Consider the following 24,570-nt stretch of genomic DNA (forward strand, 5'->3'; position numbering starts at 1 on the left):
TCAAACTGGTGTGGCGTGCAAAAAGCATTTGATCGTGAAAAGGCAAACTGCATGGCGAACTACATGCTTATACATGGCGCCTGGCACTCAGGTGCCACCCTCCAAACTGTGGCTTCCCTGATTCAGGCCATGGGACATGATGTCCATACCCCTACAATAAAAGGCAATCGACCGGGTGACTCGAAGACGGTCGGCTTGTCAGAAGCCATAGAATCCATCGTCGAATATCTGGAAGAGACCGGCAGTGAGGATACAATACTCGTCGGGCACAGCTACGGTGGGATGGTGATCACGGGAGTGGCCGATCGCGTCCTACACCGGATCCGGCGCCTGGTCTATTGGAATGCCTACGTTCCCAACGATGGAGAGTCCGTCCTCGATATGACTTTACCACATCATGTCGCCGCGATGGAGGCGCTCGCAGCAGAACGGAATGATGGCTCGGTCCTATTGCCGTTCGCTGTGTTTCGTGAAGCTTTCATCAATGATGGTGACCTTGAGACAGCGCAAAAAGCCTACAACATGCTCAATCCGCACCCGATGCAAACCTTCAGGGACAAGATCCGTCTATCCACCAATCCGGCCGACATGGACGTTGGAAAGTCCTACATCAACTGTACCGAGGATATTGCGGGGTCGCACAGCCATCCATGGCATCCGAGACTTTCGGAGAAGCTTGGACTCTTCCGCCTCGTCCAGATTCCGGGGTCTCATGAAATATGCTTCACACATCCGGACCGGATAGCGAGGGCCATCCTAGAGGCCGGCCGCGACTAAATCAGATGTCAATGGCGGCAATCGAACTGCTGCTTCCGCGGTACGCTCGCGGCGGCCGAGCTGCGACAGCTCGGCAAATTCTGTGGTGAAAGACGATGCCGATGAACAAGAATCATGAGCCATCAACCAGCAGCCTGCAAAACAAGTGCCAGGATGGATCTCTCAGCCGGCGCGTTCTTGTTGCGGGAGGAGGGATCGGCGGATTGACGCTGGCATTGTCGCTGCATCAGTTGGGCGTTCCTTGCGCTATCTTCGAGGCGGCTACGGAAGTCGGGGAGCTCGGCGTGGGCATCAACATCCTTCCGCACAGCGCCCGCGTGCTCATGTCGCTCGGTTTGTTAGGAGACCTCGACGATATCGCCATCCGTACCCGCGAACTGCGGTATGTGAATCATCTCGGACAACAGATATGGACTAGCGCGTGTGGCCTCTGGGCCGGGCACGATATGCCCCAGCTCTCTATCCATCGTGGCAGGTTGCACCGCGTTCTGTGGGGAACGGCGCAGGCCCGCTTGCCAACCGGCAGTTTGCGCAACGGCCATCGCCTGCAGGATTTCAGTCAAGATAACGACGGCGTCACGGCACGCTTCACGCTGGCCGACGGCACCGAAGCGGAGGAGCGTGGCGACGTGCTGGTAGGTGCTGATGGCATCCACTCAGCGTTGCGCGCCCTGCTGCATCCGGCGGACGGCGGCATCTGCTGGCAAGGCAGTCAGCTATGGCGGGGAGTAGTGGATTGGCCGGTCTTCAAGGGCGGCAATGTCATGCTGATCGCCGCCGACCAGATGGCCAAGCTGACCGTCTATCCGATCGCCCAGGGCGGATCGGCGGGAACGCGGCTGACCAACTGGGTGATGAACGGCAAGGTGGCGAATGGCGCATCACCGCCGCCCCAGCGTGAAAACTGGTCTCGCCCCGGCAAGCTCGAGGAGGTGCTGCCCTTCGCGACGCGCCTGCGGTTGCCCTTTCTCGACGTCAAGGCGCTGATCCGGGCTACGCCGCGTTTTTTTGAGTACCCGGAGTGCGATCGCGATCCGCTTCCCTGGTGGACCCAAGGCCGCGTGACACTGCTGGGCGATGCGGCGCATCCCATGTATCCCACCGGCTCGAACGGCTCAGCCCAGGCCGTTCTCGATGCGCGGTGCCTGGCGAGGCTCCTGTCCGAACTGGCACCTGAGGCGGCGCTCAGCGCTTATGAGGCCGAGAGACTACCGAAGACTGCCGAGGTCGTGCGCAATAATCGTAGAGGCGGGCCCGAGCGTGTGCTGGACCTGGTGGCCGAGCGCGCACCGAACGGCTTCAATTGCGTGGAGGACGTGATCACGTCCGCAGAGCTCGCTGACATCATTGGCGGCTATGCACGGTTAACAGGACTCGCCAACCACGAGTAGCAGCTGCGGGAAGCCTTCTCGGGCGATTCGGAGAAGACAGGTGGGTGTTCTGTCATGCCGCCGTGGCGTGATTCTCTTTATCTGCACGTCCCGCAACGATCATCAAGTCAGCATCCGGCTGGCGAAAGCGCTTCAATCCAGAACGCTGCAGGTCGAGCACGGCGCTTATGAATACGCCGGGCCGCGCGCGCGCGCGCCGACGACTTCGTCGGCCCGCTGCAGTGTGCTGATGCTCGCAAATACCAGCGGCATTATGAGTTAGGCATATGCGTCAGATACTGATAGATCGCGGCCAGCTCGTCATCATCCATTTTTCCGACGGAGCGCCACGGCATTTGTTCGCTGATCTGATGACCGTTGGGATCGATGCCGGTGCGCATGGCCGCAATGAAGCCGGCCAGCGTCCAGTCCTTGACCAGATTCAGGTCTGGTCCGAGCGGCGCCAACTGTCCAGGCACGCCACCGCTCAGGTTCTTGCCGTGGCACTCACGGCAGTCCTGATACGCCAGGATGTATTCGCCAAACTCAAAGGTCGGCCCTTTCAACGGCCCTGAGACACGTCCGGTGACGATCGGCTTGCCGCTTGGCAGCATGCCTGCGCCGAGCATGGCAAGGCCGAGCATATTCATGTGATCGGACGGATCCGGGGTCGGATCCCCTGCCGCTGGTAAACTACGAATATACGCGATCACAGCCTTGATATCGTCGTCGCTCAGTCGGCCGGCATTGACGTAGGACATCATTGTCAGCCACCGGCCCTCCGCGTCAACGCCGTTGCGAATGGCGCGGAAGATCTCGCCATCGGACCAGTGCTTCAATGGTCCGGCTGGAGTAAGATTGGCAGCCACGAAGGACCCAATTGGAACCTGGAGTTCTACGGCGAGATCGTAGCCGCCGGTGAGCGTGCCAGTGTGTGAATGGCAGGCGCCACACAGACCGTCGGAGATATCCCTGCCACGCGTAACGAGTTCAGGGGTTGCCACAATCTTGATGTCCGGAACGGGCGCCGAGCGGCTGTGCTGCTTGATCATTCCGAGCGACGTGAGCGCGCTGACCGATAACACCGCAACGGACAGCAGCACCAACAGGCCTGTACCCCCCCACTTGACGATGCGGTTTTTAACACGCCAAGTGCGGAAACCAGACCACGCCAATAACGCGCCGATGGCGATCAACGCCACCAGCCCGACGATGTTTTGCATTGCTACTCCTAGACAAATGATGCGCACGGGGACGTGAGCTGAGCAGAATGGAATCTGCCGGCGGTTCACGCTGGCGACAAATCTCGCGATGCAGCTGTCGGCAGCGTGCCATTAAAGCTAGGCCACTGAGCAAGCGGCGTCGTGGGCTTAACGCGCCCTTTCGTGCCTTACATCACGCACGGGTTGAATGTTGTCGCCCTGCACATGAACGCCGGGTGCGTGACCGAAGCGTTGGCGGAATGCACGGGCGAAATTGGTGTAATCGCGGTACCCGCACGCGTAGGCTATCGTGCTCAGAGGCTGGCCCGACTTCGTCGACCCCCGGCGCTTAATGGTGCGCGCAGCTTGATCCAGGCGCACTGACTGAATGAAGCGGCTGCAGGTAAAACCGCGGTTCGTGAACAGTTTTTGAAGGTAGCGTAGCGAAATACCGACCTCGGCAGCAATCTCACTCGGACCGAAATCTGGGTCGGCAAAGCGATCCTTGATGACATCGCAGATACGCTTAAACAACCGATCCGAATGAAGAGAGCCTGGAGCTGGATCCGCCGGCGCGAATACTGCTCCGATCAGATCGTAAACCGCCAACTGCATATAGTTGGCAGCCGACGTTGGCATAGGTTGCTCGTCGTCGACGGCGTCCAGAACGAGTTGGTACAGCAGGCGTGATGCACGCGTTCCAGAGTGGCCACGAAGGCCACCGCGTGGCTCGAATCCGAGGGCGGAGATCAGACACTGGCGAGGTAACTGCAGAGAAAGCCACTCTTCGTGGCCATCATTAACGTACGTCACTGGGCGGGTCGAATCTATGAATGCGACATCTCCCACCGCCAGCTCTACGGCCTGGTCATTCTGAACGATTGTTGATCGCCCATCGACCTGAAATACTGCATAGCAGTGATCAACGCCATCAAGATGAATATCCCTTTGTGTCCGTTCGCAACGGTGTGTCCGTTCACAATGGCGAATATTGTTGCTGATTTCCGACGCATTGAATCCGAAGATGCTCCGGGAGCGAACTCTGCCGGCAAAGACTTTAGGATCGTCTACCGTGTACAGCCCAAAGTGCGGGCGCAACAGATCCCGCCACTGTTCGTAATTCAACTCCGGTGACCTGAGAAGAGCAGCACTCCGCATTGTCGCCTAGATCCTTTCAGACTGTGGTTTGAGGCTTCGAGAGAAGACAACAGTCCGAACTGTTTCAACGGGTTCGCACAATCAAATCTTGCAGAAGCGCGCGATCGTGAGTCTATAGCAAAGCGAAGGTGACGCAGATCGGCTGCAGACTTTCGAACTTGAAAGTTTCGACTTCGCCCATTGCGGACATCGCTTGTCGAGCGGTTCACTCCCTCTCGCGCGGCGCGGGTCGTTCCTCGGGCGATCGCAAGCCCAGGCAGATCGCGTCTGTTCAAATGTCGACCACGCAGTGCCGCATCACGACATCGTGCGTCCGGGCCAGCGCAACAGGGTATGGTGCAATTGGAATGATCAGTCTTGGTACTGTTTCAATAAGCCGAGAGCGCACATTTTTTGCTTGATCGTCACCGTGGTCGCGTCGGCTTACAGCGCGGTTGCGTCGTGTCGATGCGGCCCGGGTCGCTGGATTTGGCGTTTGCTTTCACGATCGATGCGATCGAGCGCCGCTCCACGGCCGCGCAACGTCGCCGGCACGACAAGGTGAAGGTCGACATTGCGGCACGATCTTGCACCACTATGCAGCATCCACTGCACACTCTCAACCCGAACGTTCTCGACGATTCAGGAGCAAGGAATGGACGATCCTCAGGCATCCTCAAGACCGGCATCGCCCGATCGCAGTTGGCTCGCGCCGGTGTCTCGACGCAAGTTTGTCGGCTTCGCAGGAGTGCTGGGTGCCGCCGCTTCGTTTGCTGTGTTGAAAGCGGCGAACGCGTTCCCCGGCTTTGGATCGACGGCCGCCGCGAACGGCATCGGCGAGATCCCGATCTGCCGAGCATCCGAGAGCGCTTACGCCGATCCGAAGGGGCCGCCACGACACATTCGCTTTGTGTACAATGGCAGCGGGATCTGCACTGCGGCGGTGCCGGTCGCTTTGCATCACGGGTATTTTGTCAAGCATAACCTGGATGTCGAATTTATTCAGGTCGCCGGCGAGACCGACCAGATGCTGCAGGCGCTTGCGACGGACAAAGCCGACGCCGGTTCGAGCATGCTGCTGAATTGGCTCAAGCCGCTTGAGCAGGGCATCGATGTGAAGCTCACAACGGGCCTGCACGGCGGCTGCACGCGCCTGTTCGCCGGCAAGACATCGGGCATCACCGATATCACGAAACTCAAAGGCCGGACGATCGGCGTGTCCAGCATTTCCGGCGCGCCCCGCAATTTCTTTGCGATCTTGCTGTCTGACAATGGCATCAACCCGGAAACCGACGTTCAATGGCGCGAGTTTCCTGCGGATCTGCTGCCAATCGCGCTAAAGCGCGGGGAAGTCCAGGCGATCGCAGACGCCGATCCGACAGCGTGGCTGATACAGCATCGCAGCAACGGCGAGTTGGTGGAGATCGCCTCGAATCTCTCCGGCGACTACGGCAACCTGTCCTGCTGCACGATGGGTGTCCGTGCTTCTCTGTGGGCAAAAGATCCCGCGACGGTCGCCGCCTTGACGAATGCCATCCACGATGCGGCCGTCCATGTCGCCACCAACCCCAATGACGCCGCTGAGGTCTTCGCACCATACACACCGAAAGTTCCGGTCGCAGACCTTGCGGCGATGCTGCGCAACCACACGCATGGACACCATCCTGACGGCGATGCGTTGCGTCGGGAGGTCGTCAAGATCACGAGCGACCTCAAACGGGCGTCGATCATCAGGCAGAGTACGGATCCCCAAAAGCTCGCCAACCGCGTGGTCGTCGACGTGACCGGTTGATCGAAGATGCCGAAAGACGCGACCACCGCATGTGCATCAATATGAGCTCACCGACCGACCAGCTTCTGGAGTGCATCGCTATGGGCAAGACCGATGCGGACGATCTAAATCGCGTCTCGGTCTTGAAGCCAGGCACGGATAGCGCGAAATTCGCCGAGCGGATTTATGTCGACGTATTCGACAAAGTCTAAGACGCCGGCACTGGCGCGATCTGCCGGAGAGAAAGCCGCCCCCGCGAGCCATTCGCTGTCGTGTCCGATATCGGTTGCGAAAAATGCGTCGGGTGCATTGGCGGGCCTGGCGTGGACGGGCTTCGGACTCTCCTGCCTGCTGTGGCAAGACCTCGGCGACTGGTCGCGGACCCACGACGTGGCAATCGCGTCATTCGTGTTCGCTGGTGGCATTCTCGCCGCAACTCTGTTTGGCCGATTTGGTGGCGGCCTGCAGTCGGGGGCGCCATGGCTGCTGGCGTTCGGGCTGTTCCTGACCATATGGGAAATCGCGACCGCCAAGTTCGCATGGCTGCCATTGCCGTTCTTTCCGCCGCCGCAAGCCATCGTCGAAGTCTACACCGACGATTGGCCGAGGCTTCTGGCCAGCACCATTGCATCGGTGAAGCTTCAGCTTGTCGGCTATGCGCTCGGGGCCGCGATCGGCTTTCTCACCGGCGTATTGATTGGATGGTCGCGCGCCGTCGGCTATTGGGTACATCCTGTCCTGCGCTTCATCGGGCCGCTGCCCGCAACGGCATGGCTGCCAGTTGCCTTGTTCACGTTTTCGTCGAGCTGGAGCGCGAGCACGTTCCTGATCGCACTGGCCACCGGGTTTCCGGTCACGGTGCTGACCTGGTCGGGCGTCGCAAGCGTCAGCAATGCCTATTACGATGTCGCGCGAACATTGGGGGCGAAGCCTTCCTTCCTGGTGCTCAAGGTCGCAATTCCGGCGGCGCTGCCGCACGTGTTCGTTGGCTTGTTTATGGGTCTTGGATCGTCCTTTGCCGTTCTGGTCGTTGCCGAAATGATCGGCGTCAAGGCCGGGCTCGGGTGGTATTTGCAATGGGCGCAGGGCTGGGCAGCTTACACAAACATGTATGCCGCGCTGATCGTGATGTCGTTGTTGTGCTCCGGCGCGATCACTCTGCTGTTCAAGACGCGCGACCGGCTGCTGGTCTGGCAGAAAGCCGTCGTCAAATGGTAGCGGTTGCTATCGCTGAAACTGATCGGCCGGCTGCCGTCGGCGCGTCGCTGAATGTCGAGGGCGTCAGCCACGCCTTTGACATCGATGGCGCCGCGCTGCCGGTACTGAATGACGTTAGCTTCAACGTAAGACCGGGCGAATTCGTCGCGCTGCTCGGTCCCTCGGGATGCGGAAAGTCGACCTTGCTGCGTCTGGTGGCCGGCCTTGAACCGCCGCGATCGGGCGCGTTGTTCGAAGATGGTCGTCCGATCAACGGGCCGTTCCCGTCGCGGGTGGTGGTGTTTCAGGATCCGACGCTGTTTCCGTGGCGAACCGTTTGGAAAAACGTTGCGCTCGGGCTCGAAGCGCAGGGTGTCTTGAAGAGCCAACGCCCCCGCGTCGATGCGGCGCTCGACCTCGTCGGACTTTCTGCGTTTCGCAACGTCTACCCGCATCAGCTTTCGGGAGGAATGGCCCAGCGGGTCGCGCTGGCACGAGCGCTGGTGAACAAGCCCAGAATACTTATTCTGGATGAGCCACTCGGCAAGCTCGATTCGCTGACACGCATCTCCATGCAGGCGGAAATCGCCGCGCTCTGGCAGCGCAGCGGCTTCACCGCGCTGATGGTGACGCACGACGTTGAAGAGGCGGTCTTCATGGCCAACCGCGTCATCGTATTCAGCGATCGCCCCGCGCGTATCAAGGCCGACGTGACGGTCGATCGTCCCTTCCCCAGGCACCGCGGCGATCCCAAGCTGGCGGAGTTACGGAGCAACATTCTGGGGCTGCTTGGATTGGATGCGAACTGGTGAGCAACGGCCAGGGGTCGACGGCACGTGCGATGTCTCGACGGCGCCTGCGCGAGGTACTTCGAGGCTGCGCTGGCGCGCCTGCAGCGATAGCCGATAGGCGTCAGGTCGGACGATCGCGAACGACAGCATCGCATGGCAGAAGCCTATGGAGCTCATCGAGCTCTTTGGCGTGATAGGCTCCCCAAGCGCGCAGGGAATCCAACACGGGCCGCAGGCTTTCGCCGAGCGGGGTGAGCAGGTATTCGATCCCCTGACTATCGTCGGCGCTGGGCTGCCGGCTCGCCATTCGATGTTCCTCGAGCGCTCGCAGCTGCTCGATCAACACCTTCTGCGAGATGCCCGCAATGCGCTTTTCCAGCTCGCATGTGCGTTGCGGGCCATCCAGCAGCACATAAAGGATGACCGCCTTCCAGCGTCCCTAAAGGACCCCTAGCGCGCTCGACCGGCAAGTGCGGTAGTCGCTTGATGATCTTCATCCGCCGACCACTGCCCAATTGGTGTGTAGATGGGAATGACTGCCAAAGAATAACCTTCGGCAGGAAACTACTCGAAGGATGATCTATGGCCGACTTGTTCGAATCTCATCTGGTGTGGCGGCTTCAACGACCGCGAGCGCGCCCAGGCTTCGCCCGGCACTGGGCTGGTGGATCTGATCGCCTTCGGCACACCGTATATCGCAAACCCGGACCTTGTTGAGCGTCTCAAGCACGACTGGCCGCTGGCACGAAGTCAAAGCCGATCCCCGGCCCGCACCGCCGAGGTCGAGCCAATCCACCCGCGTCTGGATGCGCGCCGTGGGATGAGGTGAGGGCGCTGCAGCTGCCGTTGACGCGCTGAAGATCGTGATGCGCGGTGCTGACAAGGAACATAAGGCGGCAGCTTGAGTGAGATATGGGCGGGTGGACTTCTAGTGTTGCCCGTGGCGCACCTCTGCCGCACACCAACAATGTCGGCTAGTTCTCCACTAGCAGACTTGGAGAACACTGTAGTCAAAGGTCAAATGCCCACGCTCCGGCAGGCGCTCATTCCGGGCGAACATATACCGTTGCGACGCCGATCGTTTTTGCGTCAGCTAAATTGACCCGTCACTTTTGCGCGCAGTAAAGACAACAACCTCGCGGCGGCAGCCGCGCCGCTGACACCGCCAAAGCAGCCCCCTATTGATCTAGATCAAGTAATCAATCCGGCAGGCGCGAAATCTACGCAAGCGCACTCCATCTAGTCGAGTTTTTGCAATGGATACGCTGCTCCGGACCCTGCTGACCATCGCTGTTGCTGTTGCCTCGTTGGGCGCGATCTCGGAGCGCGTGCGTGAGGAGGTGGCCGACAACGAAATCCGCATCGGCAATCTCATGCCGTATAGTGGAAACCTTGAGATCTTCGGGGCAATCGGCAAGGCCGAGGCGGCCTATTTTGAGATGCTCAATGAGCGCGGTGGCATCAATGGCCGCAAAGTGCGCTTCATCTCCTACGACGACAAATCTGATGCGGCATCCTCCCTGAGCTTGACGCGTGCGCTTGTCGAGCAGGACAATGTTCTCCTGATGTTTGGTTCCTTCGGTACACCAGGCAATTTCGCCGTTCGCAAATACTTGAATGAAAAACAGATCCCTCAGCTGTTTGTTGCTTCCGGCGACGATCATCTCAGCGATCCAAGCTCGTTCCCATGGACAATGGGCTGGCAGCCTTCGTTCCGAGAAGAGGGACGCATCTACGCGAATTACATCCAGGCATTCTACCCGGGAAAGAGGATCGTGGTTCTCTGGCAGAACGACTACTTCGGTCGTGAGATCATCAAGGGTCTGGAGGATGGGCTAGGAGAGATCGCCCAAATGATCAGGGTCGGTATCGCCTACGATCTTAGGGACGAACATCTAGACACACACGTATCGATCCTGAAGCGATCAGGTGCAGAAGTCGTTGTCTTTGCGGGCGTAGCCTCAAACGCCGCGAAAGTGATCCGCCTGGCAGCGGACATTAATTGGCGTCCCACCTTCATCCTGAACCAGATGGCCTCGTCGATCGCAATGGCTCTAAAACCTGCCGGCTTGGACAATGCGGTAGGTGTAATCACTGCCGCATACCTCAAGGACGCCGACGATCCGGCTTGGAAGGTCGGACAGTCCGGCTCTGATTGGCAATCATTTCTGGAGAAATATCAACGAATCGGTGGCAGGGACGAAAGCGCCGCCATGTTCGGATACGCCGCCGCCGAGACGCTGGCGCAGGTGCTCAGGCAGTCTGGCAATGACTTGTCGCGTGAGAATGTCATGAAGCAGGCTGCAGCGCTAAAGGACTATCAGAGCTCCGCCCTTTTGCCCGGCATCAAGATCACCACCGGTCCATTGAATTTCCGGCCAATCAAGCACATGCGATTGGTTCAATTCGACGGCCGCACTTGGCAGCCGATTGGCGACGTTCTAGAGACGGCGTTTGCCAACCTCGATAACTAGGCATTCCCGTCCAACAGCGTTAGAGGACCGGAAATCATGGCCGAAACAAAAAAACTCTCCGTAGAAGGCGTTCAGCAAGATGCGCGCCGACGATGCGACCGTATCGCGGTCTAATCGTCATGATGAGGAGATGGACGCGCTTGATGAGGAGATCAAGCGGATGCGGGCGCAGCGGCTTCGCCTCTGCGACGTAAGGGGGCGGATAGCGATGGCTTGTTTTCCACGGCTTTTCTCCTTCGGCTTCTTACCTCCATGATCGGCTGTTGCCTGATGTGTTTGAAGGAAGGGCAGAGTTTATCCGCCCACATTCAACGGCGGATAGCAGATAGAAATGGTACAGGTGCTGACCCATTATCAGCCGCGATGATATTGCGATGTCTGTTGGTTGCGTATTGGCCCTTTGAGACACGCCGATTGTATCGCGCAGTGTCCGCTTCCGGCAGTAGCACGGAAGACATTTGCTCGGGCTGAGTCTTTCTCAGTTTGACCCCAATGGGACATTCAACCACCAAATTTGCTGCAGCGCTCAAATCGCCGCTCTCGTGATCGATAATCAAGGTTCCATCAGACTTGACCACTCCGTCAATGCGCCTGCGTGTTATCTTGAAGCGCGGAATTGCGCGCGGAAAATTTCGAGGCTCTCGGGTTCGCGAGCCGATGGTCGAAATACTGTCTTTGCTGGCCGGTCATGTCGGCGAAGTGCAAAGTTGGACCTCTTGTCGATCTTCGGACCGGGCCCATCGGGCGCGACGACGAACTCGACGGCACCGCCCGATCGCCGAAGACCGCTCTAGCTTGAGCGCGTGAGTCGTCGGAAACTGTTGCAAGGGAGAAGGCTGATGCTGTCGAAGTCGCCGCGAGCGCAGATCGGGATGCTGATCCTCGCAACGAGCATCATCCAACTCGCCAACGGTTTCTTCGGCACCTTCATCTCGTTGCGTGTCGCAATCGAGGTTTTTGGGCCGACTATGTCTGGCCTGGTGCTCAGCAGCTATTTTGCCGGCTTTACACTGGGCGCGTTGCGTTGCGAACGGATCATCGAAGCGGTTGGTCACATCCGCGCCTATGCCGCCTTCGCAGGAACGGTCGTCGCCGCGACCGCAACCATGCCGCTTCTGGCGAGCCCACTGTCGTGGCTGATCCTGCGTGCGGTCATCGGCTTTGGTTGCTCTGGTCTTTTCATCGCCACTGAGAGCTGGCTCAACGCCAAGGCGGAGCCAACTGAGCGCGGACAGATTTTCTCAACCTACATGTTCGGCACGTTCCTCGCTCTTGCGTTAGGACAACTGCTGATCGGCCATGCCAAGGTTGAAGCGGCAGAACCTTTCAATGCAATCGCTGTCCTGTTCGCTGTGGCTCTAGTCATCGTGAGCACGACGCGGGCCGAACCGCCCCGCGGGACCGCGTCGGCTTCGCTGCCGTTCGGCCAATTGTTCCGCGCGGCGCCCGTCGCCGTCGCCGGCTGCACGGTGAGCGGGCTGATCAGCGCCAGTTTCTACTCGCTCGTTCCCGCATGGATGCAGGATGAAGGCATCGCACGCGAGACGATAGCGACCTTCATGTTGATCGCTGTGCTTGGCGGGCTCGCGTTCCAAGTTCCGATCGGTTGACTGTCGGATCAATTCGACCGGCGCATCGTGTTATCGATGCTGAGCTTCGGCTTTGCTGCCACCGCGATCGCGGTGGTCTATTTGCCGCACTCGCGCCCGGTGATCTTGCCCGCCGCTGCGCTGCTCGGCGGCTTCATGTCGACCCTTTACCCGGTCTGTGTCGCCAACGCGCACGACCAAATGCCAGCCGATCAGGTTATTGCAGTGAGCGGCCGGCTCATCCTGGTCAGCGGGCTTGGCTCGATCCTTGGCCCGCTGATCGGCACCAGTTTGATGGCGAGGTTCAGCATCGACGGCGTGTTCTATTTTATGGCTGCCGTCGGCCTGCTGTTGGCCCTCCTAACCGTAGCCCGTCGCTTGGTAACAGCGCCGCCGACACACCAAGAGCGAACCTTCGAGATCCTAGCGCCGCAGGCAACGCCGCTCGCGCACGATTTGCGTGACCTTCCAATGCGCGTTCTCGCTTCACAAAAACCCGAATAAAGTGCGCTCGCCGCAAAGAGGTCGCATCGCTTCGATCAAACTGGTCAACGTCTCTTCGGCCATGTCGCGCTCTTGCTGCAAGGTGTCGACGACGTCCTGCAGTGCCTGCAATTCCTCAGCTGGCCTCGAGCTCGTGCGCTCCACGGTCGGAGAACTTCAGCCCGATACCCGCGATAAGCAGACATCTGGCGTACGGGCCGCGATCGCCGCTTTGGGCGACATTCCTCGCTCAGTCAAATAAGCTAAAATGGCTGCCGCGATGTACCCGATATACTGATCCTCCCTTCTCAAGGCTTGTGATAGGGACCACGAAGGCTGCAGTCTCAATGCGACGTTGCAACCAGTGGAAAATGACGCGCTGCGCCAAGGCGTTCAACCGTCAACAAACCCGAAAGGTCAGCACCATGAAGCATATCCTTCACGTCGCTGCCATAGCTCTGCCGCTGGTCTTGTGGGCGGATATGAGTATGGCGGTGACCGTCGGCATACCAAAGTTCCATCCCGAGTGCTGTACAGGAGTGGCTCCTCGGCAGAGTGCGCAACCAAAGCAGATGTCACCAAGGCGACATCTCCATTCGCATACAGTCAGGCCGGAGCGCTCGCAATGACAGGAGCGCGTATCCTCGGTGCGGAATTGCCCGACGCCGACGCTAGACCGCGCCGTCGGTCATCGGCATTCACCCGGCGGGTCAACTCAGCATAGGGGAGCTGGTACTCCGTCCAGCTCGGCATGGACCGCATGCTATGCACGGCTCCTTTCGACATGACTGTTGTCGTTATGCATGTGGGGAGCCCCGCGTTGATGTGGGCGACGGCTTCGTGTGACAGCATTGTTTACCGATCGAAGCGCGTGAGATCGACGCGCGATAGCGAGTGGTTGGGGATGGGCGAGCTGCTCGGATGTGGCCTGAACCCTTTTTCTATGCTATCGTCCGAACTGCCGACCACCCAGCTCATCTTGCCACGGGCGATGACCTCATTGAGGGTCGCCAGAGCATGACGCGACATCGGACAAAACCCTGAGCAAAAGGGAGGATCATTCCGTTACAATCCCGACATCCGCGGAGAGTCTAGGGAAGGGAGTGTTCCGATGGTTCGCCGGACCGCGCTCTTGGCCGGATGTCTTGAGGGCGGGTCGATTTTGTGATCGTGATCTGTCCGGCGGGCCTTCCGGAACTCAAACTCAAAAGGCTGGTCATGGCTACGCGCGGCGGCCGAATGCTACCAGGATCGACGCTCACTGTGGCACTTGCGGCAGTGGCATCTTCCCTGGTGCTAGCAGCCTGCGAGAGGGAAACAGAAACTGCAGCTGCACCCACGCCTCGCCCGGTTCGGACGATAACCGTCGTAAAGCGCGAGACGGGTACGCCGCTTACGTTTACCGGTCGCATCGAAGCCGAGGATGAGGTGAGCGTGGCTTTCCGGATTTCCGGACGCCTCCTGGCGAACGACACCAAGCTTGGCGACCGGGTCAAAGCCGGGAAGGTTCTGGCGCAGTTGGAGTCCCAGAACGAGATGAACGGGCTGCGCCAGGCGCAGGCTGCCCTTGCCGCCGCGCAAGGCCAGCTGACGCAAGCACGCAACCATTTCGATCGTCAGCAGACCCTGCTCGCACAGGGATGGACCACACAAGCCAATTTTGATGTTGCATCAAAGGCGCAACAAACCGCTCAGTCACAGGTAGACGCGGCTGAGGCTCAGCTAAAATCCGCACATGACCTGGTCAGTTTCACCGAGCTCCAGGCGGACGCGCCGGGTGTCATAACCGCGACAGGTCCCCGCGCCGGCGAAGTCGTCCAGGCCGGACAAATGATAGCCAGGATTGCGCGGCACGACGGTCGCGATGCGGTGTTCGATGTCCCCGCCCAATTGATCAGGTCCGCATCGCCCAATCCGCAGATTACCGTACGCCTGACGGATGATCCGAAGGTCACGGCGCAGGGGCGGATTCGCGAGGTCGCCGAGCAAGCCAACCCTGTAACCCGGACCTTTGAGGTCAAGGTCGGCTTGACCGATCCCCCCGCGGCAATGCGGCTCGGCGCGACCGTCGTGGGGCAGGTCCAGACCAATGCGGGGCCGATGATCGAAATTCCATCGACGGCCCTGACCAGGATGAATCAACAACCTGCGGTTTGGATTGTCGATCCGTCCACCAGCACTGCGTCAATACGCAACGTCGATGTCGCGCGATTCGATGAGGCGCAGGCGGTCATTTCCCAGGGACTTGATACCGGCGAAATTGTCGTCACCGCCGGAGTCCAGGCCCTTCATCCAGGTCAGAAGGTCCGCGTGCTCGGGTCAGGGTCATGATCGGCGTCAATCTTTCCGACTGGGCGCTCAAGCGCCGTTCGCTCGTCGCCTATATCATGATCATTGCGGTGCTCGCTGGCGTTCTCTCCTATTTCCGGCTCGGCCGGAACGAGGATCCTGCCTTCATCATCAAGACTATGGTCGTTCAGGCCGCCTGGCCCGGCGCATCCGTCGAAGAGACGATGAAGCAGCTGACGGAGCGGCTCGAACGTAAATTGCAGGATACGCCTCATCTGGACTTTCTGCGCAGCTTCACCCGGGCAGGCCTCACGACGATCTTCGTGAACCTGAAAGGAAGCGCCAGCGCGAAGGAGGTCTTAGATACCTGGTATCAGGTTCGAAAAAACATCGGCGATATCCGTCACACGCTCCCTGCCGGGGTCGTCGGACCCGGCTTCAATGACGATTTCGGCGACACGTTCGGTATTATATATGGCTTTACCAGCGACGGCTTCACGCAGCGTGAACTGCGCGACCGTGTCGAGGATATTCGCTCTAGGCTGCTTCTTGTGCCTGACGTGTCAAAGATCGAAATACTCGGCGCTCAAGACGAAGTCATCTTCATCGAGTTCTCGAAGCAGCAGCTCGCCACCCTTGGAATCGATCGCTCGGCGCTGATTGCAGCGCTGCAAGCACAAAACATCGTGCGACCATCGGGAGCGATCCAAACCGGAACTGAGCGCATTACGCTGCAGGTATCGGGAGGCTTTCAATCCGAACAGGACATCGCAAACATCAACTTCGCCGCCGGCGGCCGCATGCTGCGCCTGAGCGACATTGCGCAGGTGCGACGCGGCTATTCCGACCCGCCGGAGCCGATGTTTCGCGTCAACGGCCAGCCGGCCATCGGGCTCGCGATTGCGATGCGGGACGGTGGCGACATTCTTGCGCTCGGCAGAAACATCAATAAGGCGATGGCGCAGATCACCGCGGATTTGCCGATCGGAATCGAGCCGAAACTGGTTGCGGACCAGGCCGCCGTCGTAGACAAGGCGATCGGCGAGTTCATGACGTCGCTACTGCAGGCGATCGCCATCATCCTTGCCGTGAGCTTCATCAGTCTCGGCGTTCGTCCGGGCCTCATCATCGCGCTCGCGATTCCCTTGACGCTTGCGATCGTGTTTCCCGTCATGCAAATCAGCAACATCGACATGCAGCGAGTATCCCTCGGCGCACTGATCATCGCCCTGGCCCTGCTCGTCGATGATGCGATGACGACCACTGACGCCACGCTCAACAGGCTGGTGCAGGGCGACAGCAAGGTCGAGGCCGCGACCTACGCATACCGGACCCATGCCTTCGCCATGCTCGCGGGAACGCTGGTGACGATCGCCGGCTTCATACCGGTCGGCTTTGCTGCCAGCAATGCGGGCGAATATACATTCTCGCTGTTTGCCGTGGTTGCCATCGCGCTGCTCGTGTCGTGGTTCGTTGCGGTCATCTTCACGCCGCTGCTGGGAGTTCTCATTCTCGCTCCGCCAACACAGACGGGCGACGCTGCTCCGGGCAGGGTTTTCCTCCTATATCGAGGCTTCCTTAGCTTCGCGATGCGCGCAAAATGGTTGACGATCCTCGCCTCGCTCATGCTCTTCATCGCATCCATGCTCGCGATGCCTCTGCTCCCGCGGCAGTTCTTTCCGTCGTCCGATCGACCGGAACTGCTCGCTGATCTCAGCCTGCCGCAGAACTCATCGATCTATGCGAGCGAAACGGCCGCAAAACGCCTGGACGCGGCGTTGACCGGTGATCCGGATGTCGCGCGGTGGAGCACTTATGTGGGACACGGCGCAATTCGCTTCTACCTGCCCCTCAATGTCCAGTTGCCAAACGATTTTTTCACGCAGGCGGTCATCGTTGCAAAGGATGTCACGGCACGGGAACGGTTGCATGCGAAACTGGAGAAATTCCTCGCGGAGGAAATCCCAAACGCCATCGCGTTCGTTGCTCCGCTTGAGCTTGGGCCGCCGGTTGGATGGCCGGTGCAATATCGCGTGAGCGGTCCCGACCTCGCGCGGGTGCGTGAAATCGCGCTCAAGGTGGCGCAGATCGTTGCCACCGACCCCAGGGCCAGGCAGGTGAATTTCGACTGGATGGAGCCCGACCGCCAAGTGCGCATTCGTGTTGATCAGGATGAAGCCCGCCTTCTCGGTCTCAGCTCGCAGGCGATAGCCTCTGTCCTGAACACCGTAATATCCGGAACACCCATCACTCAGGTTCGCGATGATATCTACCTGGTCAACGTGGTGGCGCGCGCAGTCGACGAACAGCGTGTTTCGCTTGATGGTCTGCGTACGCTGCAGGTGCCGCTGCCGGGCGGGCAAACGGTTCCGCTCAGCCAGTTTGCCACCTTCGAATATGAACAGGAATTTCCCCTGATCTGGCGGCGCGACCGCGTTCCGACCCTGACCGTCCAGGCTGCTCTCGCCGGCGACGCACTGCCGGACACGGTGGTGGGCTCGCTCACGCCGGCCATCGAGAACCTCAAAAAGACCCTTCCTGCATCGTACGATGTGGTCGTCGGCGGGACGGTGGAGGAGAGCAGGAAGTCGCAGGCCTCCGTCATGGCCGTGGTCCCCCTGATGTTGCTCGCCATGTTCACCATTCTCATGGCGCAACTGCAAAGCTTCTCACGATTGTTCATGGTCGCCACCGTGGCGCCTCTCGGACTGATTGGAGTCGTTGCGGCACTGCTGGTGTCCAATCGCCCGTTGGGCTTCGTCGCAATTCTCGGCGTCCTCGCACTGCTCGGCATGATCAGCAAGAACGCGGTGATCCTGATCGGCCAGATCGACGCGGAGCGCGCCGGGGGGAAAAGCCCGTGGGAGGCTGCCGTGGATGCCAGCAGCTCCCGGTTCCGTCCGATCATGCTGACGGCCCTGTCCACGATCCTCGGCATGATACCCATCGCTCCAACGGTGTTCTGGGGGCCGATGGCCTTTGCGATCATGGGCGGCCTGTTGGTCGCGACCATTCTGACGCTGGTGCTTCTACCTACCTTGTATGTCACCTGGTTCGGGGGGAAGGAAGCCGCCGACGCTTCCGTTTCATCAGCTCAGGCAGGACCATGAGAAAGTGGCTGTGGCGTGAGGGCTGCCTCGTTGCGTATCCACAACGGCGAGGCATAGCCGATCAGAACGGCCTTGTGCGGTTGTCGGCCTCAACAGGCCGACAAGCATGGTTCCGGAGGCATTGCTCGAGGGGCAGCCTTACTTCACCAGCTTATTGCTGGAGAAGCTGCTTCACGACTACAAGCTCGACAAGCAGAACAACTCAAGGAAGCTCCTTATCCCGCGAGAACAAAGAGTGGTTCAGCTCAATGCGGAGGGAGGTACTAACAAATCGATCGGCTCGATTCTGAAGCTCAGCGTCAAGACGGTCGAAACGCATCGTGCATCGGCAATGCGCGAGCTCGGATGTCGTCGAGGGCTGAACTGGTCCGCTACGCAAAAAGCTGGTGGCGCCCTGACGCTGACCGCGCTTGCATTCGCATCACGAGCCCATCAGCATTGCAGCGCCGAACAGCAGCACCAGCACAAGGAGGGTCACGCCTGCCACAGGCCATTGGCGGAGAAAACCATCACTCCTTTCAATGAGGTCGCCCAGGGCGAGGCCGATGCGTCGGATTGGGTCGACTACCGCGAGAGTGCCTTCCAGGAGGTTATATGTGCAGGCGGAGGCCCCCAGCGACCCAGCAAAGTCGCGACCACCGTGCCTCCCAGGATGGGTAACAGCACCTTGGACAGCGTCTTGGATACCGCCTCGGGGCCAAGCCGGTAAGATGGGATGCCTTGCGCGATCGGTAGATACGCCTCCCAAGGCAGAAGGCCGAGCAACAGCGAGCATAGCGCCAGCGCGAGCGCTGCCGTCTCCTGAATGCGCAGTGCGGGGCGATCCGAAGCGATCGGCGCCTTTGCGGGTGCGAGCACGTGTGCCAGCACCAGCAGAACATATGCGGCGGTGAAAATTCCGCCTGCCTGGAGCACGACCGCCCACCACCACTGCCCTTTCTCTGCTGCGGCCTGGAGCAACAGCTCCTTCGCCAGATATGCGCCGCTCGGTTGTATGCCCATCAATGCAACGCCGCCCAGCGCGAAGGCCAGGACCGCGATGGGCAGCGCCCGCCAGACACCGCCGAGTCCTGCGATGCGATCCTGACCCAGGATTGCGTAGATCGACCCGGCCGCCAGGAACATCGCTGCTTTTGCGGTGGCGTGACAGACTGCCTGCAGCAAACCGCCCGCCAAGGCTCCGCCACTCTCGAGCTGTCCCGAAGCACTGAGCGCGAGCGGAAACATCAGAAACAGATACCCGATTTGGGCCAGCGTCGAATAAGCAATCACAAGCTTAAGTCGTTCTTGTCGAAGAGCGACAACGCTACCGAACACGATCGCTGCCCCGCCAAGCGCCGCGAGCAGCTGCGTGGCGGCGAATCCAGGCAGTCCGGGCATGACCTGGAACCAGAGCCGCACCAGGATGAAGAAAGATCCCTTCACAACAAGGCCGGACAGGATTGCGCTGGCGGCAGCCGGCGCGCCGGCGTGGGCAGGCGGCAGCCAGAGATACAGTGGGAAGAGCGCGGTCTTGGCCAGAAGACCTGTCGTCATCAATGCCGCAGCGACGAGCGTAGCAGGCTGCGCCCGAACCCGTTGCGACAGCAGCACGATGTCAAGGGTGCCATAAAGACCATAGAAGAGTGTCGTGCCGAGCAAATAGAGGACCGAACCGGTCAGCGCGAACAGCAGATATCGCAGCGCAGCCTGAAGCGTCTCCGCGCGGCCATCCAGGGATACCAGCGGAACGGCGGCGAATGTCACCAGTTCCAGAGCGACATAGAGAGTGAAGAGGTCTCCGCCCAGGAAGACTATATTGAGCGCTGCCCAGATGCCCAGGAGCAATATCCAGAACGCGAAGGGCGCGCGGGACTCCGCAGCGGCGGGACGAAAATCGGCGCCGGCAAAAACACCAACCGCAGAGATCACGACCGCCGCTACCATCATCATCACTGCCGACAATCCGTCCGCGCGCAAGGCCACGCCGAGCGGGGGCGCCCAGGCGCCGAGCAGATAGACAAGCGGGCCGTCGCTCTGCTGCAGCGCCACGAGGATCGCCGCGGCTATCGCGAGCCCGAACAGGATGGTTGCGAACGCGAGCCGCTCGATGTGCCGGCCACCGACAACGAAGGCGAGCAGGACGCCTGCCACGGGGACGATGATCGACAGCACCAGCAGGAACCCGCGCGTTGTCGTCACCGCGTCCAGAACTGTGGCGGGATACGACATCAGTCACCGGATTGATTGATGCTCGCGCTCGCCGGCGCGTCATCGCGCAACGTAGCCGAACCGGCGGTCTGAAAGAGCCGCAGCAACAACGCGACGGCCAAAGCCGTTGCGGAAAACGCGACGACGATACCGGTGATGACCAAGGCCTGCGGCACCGGATCATTGCCAAAACCCGCTGCCGCGCCCCGTCGGCCGACGACGCCGAGCAGGAGAAATACGCCGCTACCCATCAGATTGAAGGCGACGATCTTGCGAAGCGGCTGCGGATTCGTGATGAGGCCGTAGAGTCCGAACCCTACAGCAGCCGCGGCGTACAGGCCAAATATCGTCGTGTCGGTCATCGCTGGGGGCTCCGTTCCGGCGCACCGGCGACCAGCAGGCCGAGCGTGACCGCAATCGTCAGGACCATGGCGACCTCGATACCGAGAATCAGCGGCTTGGCGTTCGTCGGCGGATAGGCAAGGAATGCCAGACCAAAACAGACCCCGCCGAGACCGACGGCAAGGAACACGCCGGGACCGGCGATCAGGACGAGCCGTAGCCATCGGCCGCTTGCGGGAGGTGTGTCCGTCAATCCGGCCATGATGACGAGCAGCCACATGGCCGCGAGAATCGAGCCGCCCTGAAAGGCTCCGCCGGGGTGGTCCGCTCCCGTCCAGAACATGTAGATGCCCACGACGATGCCGACCGGTGGTAACAAGCGCGCCAGAAAGGCGAAGACGCCGTGCGGATCGGCCTGGTGCCGCGGCCCCGGGCGCCCTCCCCAGGCCTGGTCGGATGCAAGCGACCAAACACCCACGATCGCCAGCAAAAGCACGACTTTCTCGAGCATGGTGTCCATGGCGCGAAAGGCCATGAGGACATTGGTGACCGGATTGGCCAAGCCTGTCGCCGCGGCATTTGCGATGGCCGCCGGAGCGAGCGTCGGTGCGGGATCAGGCAGGAGCAGGACCGCGGCCGAGAGCGCCGCCGCGACCATCACGGAGGCTCCCGCCGCGCCCAGACGCACGATCTTGCCCGGCGTTTCCGCCGCCGACGCCGGCTCGCTGGCTCGCAGACGTGCAGCCGCACCTAATAGCAGCACGCCGCCCAATCCTCCGCCGATTGCGGCCTCGGTCAACGCAACATCGACAGCGTCCAGACGCACCCAAATGAGCGGGACCAACAGCCCGTAAGCGACATAGCCCACGGTTGCCGCAAAGGTCTCGCGCGCCGCTATCGTCCAGGCCCCCAAGCCCAGCACCACTGCGCCGAGCACCATCTCTAGGATGGTTGCTACGGTCATCTCGCGGGTCCACCTTGGCGTGCGGCGCGCGCAATCAGCTGAGAGACCGTCGCGCCCGCCAGCAACACAAGCAGCCAAATGCCGACCAGCTTCAACCCGTGGCGCACGCTGCCCGCTTGTGGGAGCAGCCCGAGCACAACGAGACCCAGGCCGAGGTTGTCTGCCTTGGTCAGCGCATGCAGCCGCGTCAGGGTATCGGGAAAGCGAAGAAGGCCGACGGTGCCTGCAAGAAAAAAGAACGCGCCCGCCGATACGGCGGCGATAGTCAGAATATCCAGTGCGAAGCTCATCTATCCTCCGTCGAGCTGGCCTCATCAGCGTCCAGATGGGGAAGTCCCTTTTTGACAAACGCGATGGAAGCGAAGGTGGCGAGAAGGGCGACAGTCAATGCGACGTCGGCAGCCGCAGGTACGCCCGTCACGGCCCCGAGCAGGAGCAGCGCCGCGATACCTCCGGTCCCGATCAGCTGCGCCGCCATCATGCGGTCTGCGTCTCCCGGACCGCGTAGGATGGGCACCAAGCCAAGCGCCAGCATCGCTAGAATGAAGCCGAGCGCAGCGGTCACGAACTCAGTCATTGGTAAGCGCTCGGGACAATGCCGCTTCCCCTGCCGTAAGCTGTGCTACAACCGGCTGTCCGACATCGAGACAGTGGTAGACGAGCTGTCCTTTCTCGGTTCCAGTCGGCAGCGTGCCTGGCAGCAGGCTGGTGAGCGTGGTGAACAGATTACGACCGGCACCGCGCGGAAGACCGATTGGGTAGGCCACGAACCCAGGTTGCAGGGGCAGCTGAGGATCGAGCGCGCGCCGTGCGACATCCGCACCGGCCACGACGGACTCGTACAGGAAGGGCAACGCCAGTTGTGCGATGGCACGAGCTAAGCCGCGCGAGGCCCGTGGCGCCAGTAAGCGCAGGCTCGTCCAGGTCGCTGCGGCGACGGCTCCGGCCGCGGCAGGAAAGTCCCAGGCGTCAGCCCCAGCAAGCACGAGCCAGATGCAGAGGAACAATGCCGCTCGCGAAGCGGCACTCGACCACAATCCCCTGTAGGTCGCTTCTGCTTCGTTTCCGGGAACGCTCATAAGCGCATCTCCCGCTCCGAAGGCCTCCTCTCAAACACCTATCGGGATTGGAATCCCTCGATCAGGATCGGCTGGCATCGTTGGCGGCGCGGCGTTGTGAGGAGGTCGATTGCGTACTGTCTCCTAGCGCTCGATGGCCGGTGAACGCAAGTGCCTCCTCCGCCGGCGGATGCGCGGCATTGTTGTTCGGTGGCATACGCGCAACGGAGGCTTCCTCTCATTTTGGCGCACCAGTCGCGTCCCCCCGGGGTATTCCCCGGCGTGACCAGGCCCATCATGCTCAACGTGAGTGCGATGGTACTTGCCGCCAACATCAACTTTCGCATCCTCATTCAGATGAGCCGGTCGGACTTCGTCTTTGAGATCTGGACAATGCACTTTGCCACGGTCGGCGGCGCCTTGTCGTTACACTGCTGTTCAGTCTGGAAACGCGGGCGAGAAACTGGCCGGCCTGACCATCATGGCAAGTGCGCGTCCTCAAGCGCCTGCTCGACGAACGGGCGGGAAAGCCTTCTCCACTGCATGGGTTAGGGCCCGGTTTTTCGCGGCCATTTCAGCCAGTGGTCGCCGCCCCGTGGTCCGTGGCCGAGAATGATTCCATTTTTCCGAACACGTGTGACCAATGCTCTACGGAATTTCCGCAGCGAATGAAATATGGAGCCGCGTTGGAAAAAGGTCGCCATCGAAGATGCCGCGGTGCATCGCGTGTTGCAGAGGTGAACAATCTCCTCATACCGCCCACCGCGAACCGCACATAGTAGCAAAGGTGACCGCGATGATGGCCGCGTCAGCATAACTGTTCACGGCGCGGTCACCTGCTCGCCCTAACCTGGCTTCGACTTCTCAGTCGGATCCGCTGATCGCTTTGGTGCGACTGGCCGCTGCGCAGATTCAGATGTGAGATCCGGCTCTTGACCGCCTTATGGGCGACGAAGTCGACCCGGAAGTCAGGCATTCTCGGAAAGCGCATCTACCCACGGCGGATCGGACACGTGGGCTTTCGAACAGATCGGGCCTGCTCAGGTCCTGACGAGCGGAGCGGAGAAGCGAATCCCGACCGCGTGAATGACGAGCAACGGCAGCTCGATGCTGCAATCCTGCGCCTTTTGCCGTAAACGGCGCAGGACGGCGTCGAGGCTTCGGCTTTCCACGTCCATCTCGCCGTAGCCGAGGTGCTTGGCAAGCCCGGCCCGGGCGACCGTCGCGCCCTCGGCCTGTGCGAGATATTCCAGCAGCAGCAACTCGCGTCCCGAGAGCTGCAATGACACGCCTCCGGGGGCGACGAGAAGACGGCGCTGAGTTTCGATCTGCCAAACTGCCGGCTGCCGCGCATCGATGCGCTCGGCTTTTGTAACTGCGGCAGTGCGGACGCGGCGAGCAAGATTTCTGACGGCGAGCAGAAGCTCTTCACCATCGACCGGCTTGGTCAGATAAAGGTCAGCACCCTCTGCGTAGCCTCGGATCCGGTCGTCGCGGCCGGTCCGGGCCGTCAGCATGATGATGCCTGGGCGCCTTTCAGCCGAGAGATCGCGCGCAAGCTCGAAGCCGCTCGCATCGGGGAGGTTGACATCGAGAATGGCGATGTCGAACACGTCCGTCCGCAACGCCTTGTAAAATGAAATGGCCGAGGACAGGTCGGTCACAGTGATCCCGCTGAGCCGCAGGTATTCTGCCAAGCCCTGCCGCAGATCATGATCGTCCTCCACGAGAACGACGCGAATCGGCTGACCATCGGACTTGGGCTGGTGAGCGGTTTGTCGGGACAGGGAGCTTGTCGTCATAGGCTGCAACGAATCAGGTCAATC

Annotated in this window: 24 protein-coding genes and 1 pseudogene; 13 read left to right on the top strand and 12 right to left on the bottom strand. The window is 60.6% G+C overall.

What is annotated here, in order from left to right; all coding sequences use genetic code 11:
* Positions 1 to 51 precede the first annotated feature (51 nt).
* The 3 genes from ACZXDY_RS00100 to ACZXDY_RS00110 all read left to right on the top strand — a co-directional run bounded on the left by ACZXDY_RS00100 (position 52) and on the right by ACZXDY_RS00110 (position 2,430).
* Positions 52 to 777, top strand: a complete 726-nt coding sequence (locus tag ACZXDY_RS00100) for an alpha/beta hydrolase (protein ID WP_464343991.1) — start codon at positions 52 to 54, stop codon at positions 775 to 777.
* 95 nt (positions 778 to 872) lie between these two features.
* Positions 873 to 2,168, top strand: a complete 1,296-nt coding sequence (locus ACZXDY_RS00105) for a flavin-dependent oxidoreductase (RefSeq protein WP_464343992.1) — start codon at positions 873 to 875, stop codon at positions 2,166 to 2,168.
* Positions 2,169 to 2,208: 40 nt separating this feature from the next.
* The gene (locus tag ACZXDY_RS00110; protein ID WP_464343993.1) at positions 2,209 to 2,430 is read left to right on the top strand and encodes a hypothetical protein; all 222 of its coding nucleotides are present in this window, start codon (positions 2,209 to 2,211) and stop codon (positions 2,428 to 2,430) included.
* Here the strand turns inward: ACZXDY_RS00110 and ACZXDY_RS00115 are convergent.
* On the bottom strand, positions 2,420 to 3,370 hold the full coding sequence (locus ACZXDY_RS00115) for a c-type cytochrome (protein WP_464343994.1): 951 nt from the start codon (positions 3,368 to 3,370) through the stop codon (positions 2,420 to 2,422). The genes ACZXDY_RS00110 and ACZXDY_RS00115 overlap by 11 nt on opposite strands.
* A 147-nt stretch (positions 3,371 to 3,517) precedes the next feature.
* Positions 3,518 to 4,474: a helix-turn-helix domain-containing protein gene (locus ACZXDY_RS00120; protein WP_464343995.1), complete on the bottom strand. Its 957-nt coding sequence runs from the start codon at positions 4,472 to 4,474 to the stop codon at positions 3,518 to 3,520.
* Positions 4,475 to 5,141: 667 nt separating this feature from the next.
* Between ACZXDY_RS00120 and ACZXDY_RS00125 the strand changes: the two genes are divergently transcribed.
* Both ACZXDY_RS00125 and ACZXDY_RS00130 read left to right on the top strand, forming a co-directional pair.
* Entirely contained in the window at positions 5,142 to 6,278 is a 1,137-nt protein-coding gene (locus tag ACZXDY_RS00125) for an ABC transporter substrate-binding protein (protein WP_464343996.1), read from the top strand.
* Complete coding sequence (locus ACZXDY_RS00130) at positions 6,275 to 6,469, top strand: hypothetical protein (protein WP_464343997.1); 195 nt, start codon at positions 6,275 to 6,277, stop codon at positions 6,467 to 6,469. Before ACZXDY_RS00125 ends, ACZXDY_RS00130 begins: the two co-directional genes overlap by 4 nt.
* On the opposite strand, the gene ACZXDY_RS00135 is transcribed toward ACZXDY_RS00130, so the two are convergent.
* Complete coding sequence (locus tag ACZXDY_RS00135; RefSeq protein WP_464344378.1) at positions 6,383 to 6,655, bottom strand: glutathione binding-like protein; 273 nt, start codon at positions 6,653 to 6,655, stop codon at positions 6,383 to 6,385. The two genes, ACZXDY_RS00130 and ACZXDY_RS00135, sit on opposite strands and share 87 nt — an antisense overlap.
* Between ACZXDY_RS00135 and ACZXDY_RS00140 the strand changes: the two genes are divergently transcribed.
* Positions 6,537 to 7,475 carry an ABC transporter permease gene (locus ACZXDY_RS00140; RefSeq protein WP_464344379.1) on the top strand — a complete coding sequence of 313 codons (939 nt, stop codon included), beginning with the start codon at positions 6,537 to 6,539 and terminating at the stop codon, positions 7,473 to 7,475. The genes ACZXDY_RS00135 and ACZXDY_RS00140 overlap by 119 nt on opposite strands.
* Positions 7,469 to 8,266 (top strand): ABC transporter ATP-binding protein, encoded by a 798-nt coding sequence (locus ACZXDY_RS00145; protein ID WP_464344380.1) that lies wholly within the window; start codon positions 7,469 to 7,471, stop codon positions 8,264 to 8,266. Before ACZXDY_RS00140 ends, ACZXDY_RS00145 begins: the two co-directional genes overlap by 7 nt.
* A 100-nt stretch (positions 8,267 to 8,366) precedes the next feature.
* On the opposite strand, the gene ACZXDY_RS00150 is transcribed toward ACZXDY_RS00145, so the two are convergent.
* On the bottom strand, positions 8,367 to 8,657 hold the full coding sequence (locus ACZXDY_RS00150) for a winged helix-turn-helix transcriptional regulator (protein WP_464343998.1): 291 nt from the start codon (positions 8,655 to 8,657) through the stop codon (positions 8,367 to 8,369).
* An 844-nt stretch (positions 8,658 to 9,501) separates the two neighbouring features.
* Here ACZXDY_RS00150 and ACZXDY_RS00155 point away from each other — a divergent pair.
* The 6 genes and pseudogenes from ACZXDY_RS00155 to ACZXDY_RS00180 all read left to right on the top strand — a co-directional run.
* Positions 9,502 to 10,719: an ABC transporter substrate-binding protein gene (locus ACZXDY_RS00155; protein WP_464343999.1), complete on the top strand. Its 1,218-nt coding sequence runs from the start codon at positions 9,502 to 9,504 to the stop codon at positions 10,717 to 10,719.
* 839 nt (positions 10,720 to 11,558) lie between these two features.
* On the top strand, positions 11,559 to 12,329 hold the full coding sequence (locus ACZXDY_RS00160) for an MFS transporter (RefSeq protein ID WP_464344000.1): 771 nt from the start codon (positions 11,559 to 11,561) through the stop codon (positions 12,327 to 12,329).
* The gene (locus ACZXDY_RS00165; protein ID WP_464344381.1) at positions 12,330 to 12,812 is read left to right on the top strand and encodes an MFS transporter; all 483 of its coding nucleotides are present in this window, start codon (positions 12,330 to 12,332) and stop codon (positions 12,810 to 12,812) included.
* A gap of 1,218 nt (positions 12,813 to 14,030) precedes the next feature.
* Positions 14,031 to 15,122, top strand: a complete 1,092-nt coding sequence (locus ACZXDY_RS00170) for an efflux RND transporter periplasmic adaptor subunit (RefSeq protein WP_464344382.1) — start codon at positions 14,031 to 14,033, stop codon at positions 15,120 to 15,122.
* Complete coding sequence (locus tag ACZXDY_RS00175; RefSeq protein WP_464344001.1) at positions 15,119 to 18,190, top strand: efflux RND transporter permease subunit; 3,072 nt, start codon at positions 15,119 to 15,121, stop codon at positions 18,188 to 18,190. Before ACZXDY_RS00170 ends, ACZXDY_RS00175 begins: the two co-directional genes overlap by 4 nt.
* Positions 18,191 to 18,296: 106 nt before the next feature.
* A pseudogene (locus tag ACZXDY_RS00180) lies at positions 18,297 to 18,482 on the top strand (DNA-binding response regulator); the annotation flags it as partial.
* A gap of 272 nt (positions 18,483 to 18,754) precedes the next feature.
* Here the strand turns inward: ACZXDY_RS00180 and ACZXDY_RS00185 are convergent.
* The 8 genes from ACZXDY_RS00185 to ACZXDY_RS00220 all read right to left on the bottom strand — a co-directional run bounded on the left by ACZXDY_RS00185 (position 18,755) and on the right by ACZXDY_RS00220 (position 24,546).
* Positions 18,755 to 20,401 (bottom strand): complex I subunit 5 family protein, encoded by a 1,647-nt coding sequence (locus ACZXDY_RS00185; RefSeq protein ID WP_464344002.1) that lies wholly within the window; start codon positions 20,399 to 20,401, stop codon positions 18,755 to 18,757.
* On the bottom strand, positions 20,401 to 20,742 hold the full coding sequence (locus ACZXDY_RS00190) for an NADH-quinone oxidoreductase subunit K (RefSeq protein ID WP_028161484.1): 342 nt from the start codon (positions 20,740 to 20,742) through the stop codon (positions 20,401 to 20,403). Before ACZXDY_RS00190 ends, ACZXDY_RS00185 begins: the two co-directional genes overlap by 1 nt.
* A complete protein-coding gene (locus ACZXDY_RS00195) occupies positions 20,739 to 21,686 on the bottom strand; it encodes an MnhB domain-containing protein (RefSeq protein WP_464344003.1) in 948 nt (315 codons plus the stop codon). Before ACZXDY_RS00195 ends, ACZXDY_RS00190 begins: the two co-directional genes overlap by 4 nt.
* Positions 21,683 to 21,976 carry a monovalent cation/H(+) antiporter subunit G gene (locus ACZXDY_RS00200; RefSeq protein ID WP_028161486.1) on the bottom strand — a complete coding sequence of 98 codons (294 nt, stop codon included), beginning with the start codon at positions 21,974 to 21,976 and terminating at the stop codon, positions 21,683 to 21,685. The genes ACZXDY_RS00195 and ACZXDY_RS00200 overlap by 4 nt, the downstream gene beginning before the upstream one ends.
* Positions 21,973 to 22,263, bottom strand: coding sequence for an MrpF/PhaF family protein (locus ACZXDY_RS00205; protein WP_464344004.1), 291 nt, complete (start codon positions 22,261 to 22,263; stop codon positions 21,973 to 21,975). The genes ACZXDY_RS00200 and ACZXDY_RS00205 overlap by 4 nt, the downstream gene beginning before the upstream one ends.
* The gene (locus tag ACZXDY_RS00210) at positions 22,256 to 22,765 is read right to left on the bottom strand and encodes a Na+/H+ antiporter subunit E (RefSeq protein WP_028161488.1); all 510 of its coding nucleotides are present in this window, start codon (positions 22,763 to 22,765) and stop codon (positions 22,256 to 22,258) included. Before ACZXDY_RS00210 ends, ACZXDY_RS00205 begins: the two co-directional genes overlap by 8 nt.
* A gap of 38 nt (positions 22,766 to 22,803) precedes the next feature.
* Positions 22,804 to 23,097 carry a DUF3551 domain-containing protein gene (locus ACZXDY_RS00215; protein WP_155254970.1) on the bottom strand — a complete coding sequence of 98 codons (294 nt, stop codon included), beginning with the start codon at positions 23,095 to 23,097 and terminating at the stop codon, positions 22,804 to 22,806.
* Positions 23,098 to 23,784: 687 nt separating this feature from the next.
* A complete protein-coding gene (locus tag ACZXDY_RS00220; RefSeq protein ID WP_464344005.1) occupies positions 23,785 to 24,546 on the bottom strand; it encodes a response regulator transcription factor in 762 nt (253 codons plus the stop codon).
* Positions 24,547 to 24,570 lie beyond the last annotated feature (24 nt).

The organism is Bradyrhizobium sp. LeoB3 (assembly GCF_055456055.1).

Coding starts and splice junctions, on each gene's coding strand:
- ACZXDY_RS00100 (WP_464343991.1), top strand. CDS start 52: ATGGCGAACTACATGCTTATACATGGCGCCTGGCACTCAGGTGCCACC.
- ACZXDY_RS00105 (WP_464343992.1), top strand. CDS start 873: ATGCCGATGAACAAGAATCATGAGCCATCAACCAGCAGCCTGCAAAAC.
- ACZXDY_RS00115 (WP_464343994.1), bottom strand. CDS start 3,370: ATGCAAAACATCGTCGGGCTGGTGGCGTTGATCGCCATCGGCGCGTTA.
- ACZXDY_RS00125 (WP_464343996.1), top strand. CDS start 5,142: ATGGACGATCCTCAGGCATCCTCAAGACCGGCATCGCCCGATCGCAGT.
- ACZXDY_RS00145 (WP_464344380.1), top strand. CDS start 7,469: ATGGTAGCGGTTGCTATCGCTGAAACTGATCGGCCGGCTGCCGTCGGC.
- ACZXDY_RS00155 (WP_464343999.1), top strand. CDS start 9,502: ATGGATACGCTGCTCCGGACCCTGCTGACCATCGCTGTTGCTGTTGCC.
- ACZXDY_RS00160 (WP_464344000.1), top strand. CDS start 11,559: ATGCTGTCGAAGTCGCCGCGAGCGCAGATCGGGATGCTGATCCTCGCA.
- ACZXDY_RS00170 (WP_464344382.1), top strand. CDS start 14,031: ATGCTACCAGGATCGACGCTCACTGTGGCACTTGCGGCAGTGGCATCT.
- ACZXDY_RS00175 (WP_464344001.1), top strand. CDS start 15,119: ATGATCGGCGTCAATCTTTCCGACTGGGCGCTCAAGCGCCGTTCGCTC.
- ACZXDY_RS00185 (WP_464344002.1), bottom strand. CDS start 20,401: ATGTCGTATCCCGCCACAGTTCTGGACGCGGTGACGACAACGCGCGGG.
- ACZXDY_RS00190 (WP_028161484.1), bottom strand. CDS start 20,742: ATGACCGACACGACGATATTTGGCCTGTACGCCGCGGCTGCTGTAGGG.
- ACZXDY_RS00195 (WP_464344003.1), bottom strand. CDS start 21,686: ATGACCGTAGCAACCATCCTAGAGATGGTGCTCGGCGCAGTGGTGCTG.
- ACZXDY_RS00200 (WP_028161486.1), bottom strand. CDS start 21,976: ATGAGCTTCGCACTGGATATTCTGACTATCGCCGCCGTATCGGCGGGC.
- ACZXDY_RS00205 (WP_464344004.1), bottom strand. CDS start 22,263: ATGACTGAGTTCGTGACCGCTGCGCTCGGCTTCATTCTAGCGATGCTG.
- ACZXDY_RS00210 (WP_028161488.1), bottom strand. CDS start 22,765: ATGAGCGTTCCCGGAAACGAAGCAGAAGCGACCTACAGGGGATTGTGG.
- ACZXDY_RS00215 (WP_155254970.1), bottom strand. CDS start 23,097: ATGAGGATGCGAAAGTTGATGTTGGCGGCAAGTACCATCGCACTCACG.
- ACZXDY_RS00220 (WP_464344005.1), bottom strand. CDS start 24,546: ATGACGACAAGCTCCCTGTCCCGACAAACCGCTCACCAGCCCAAGTCC.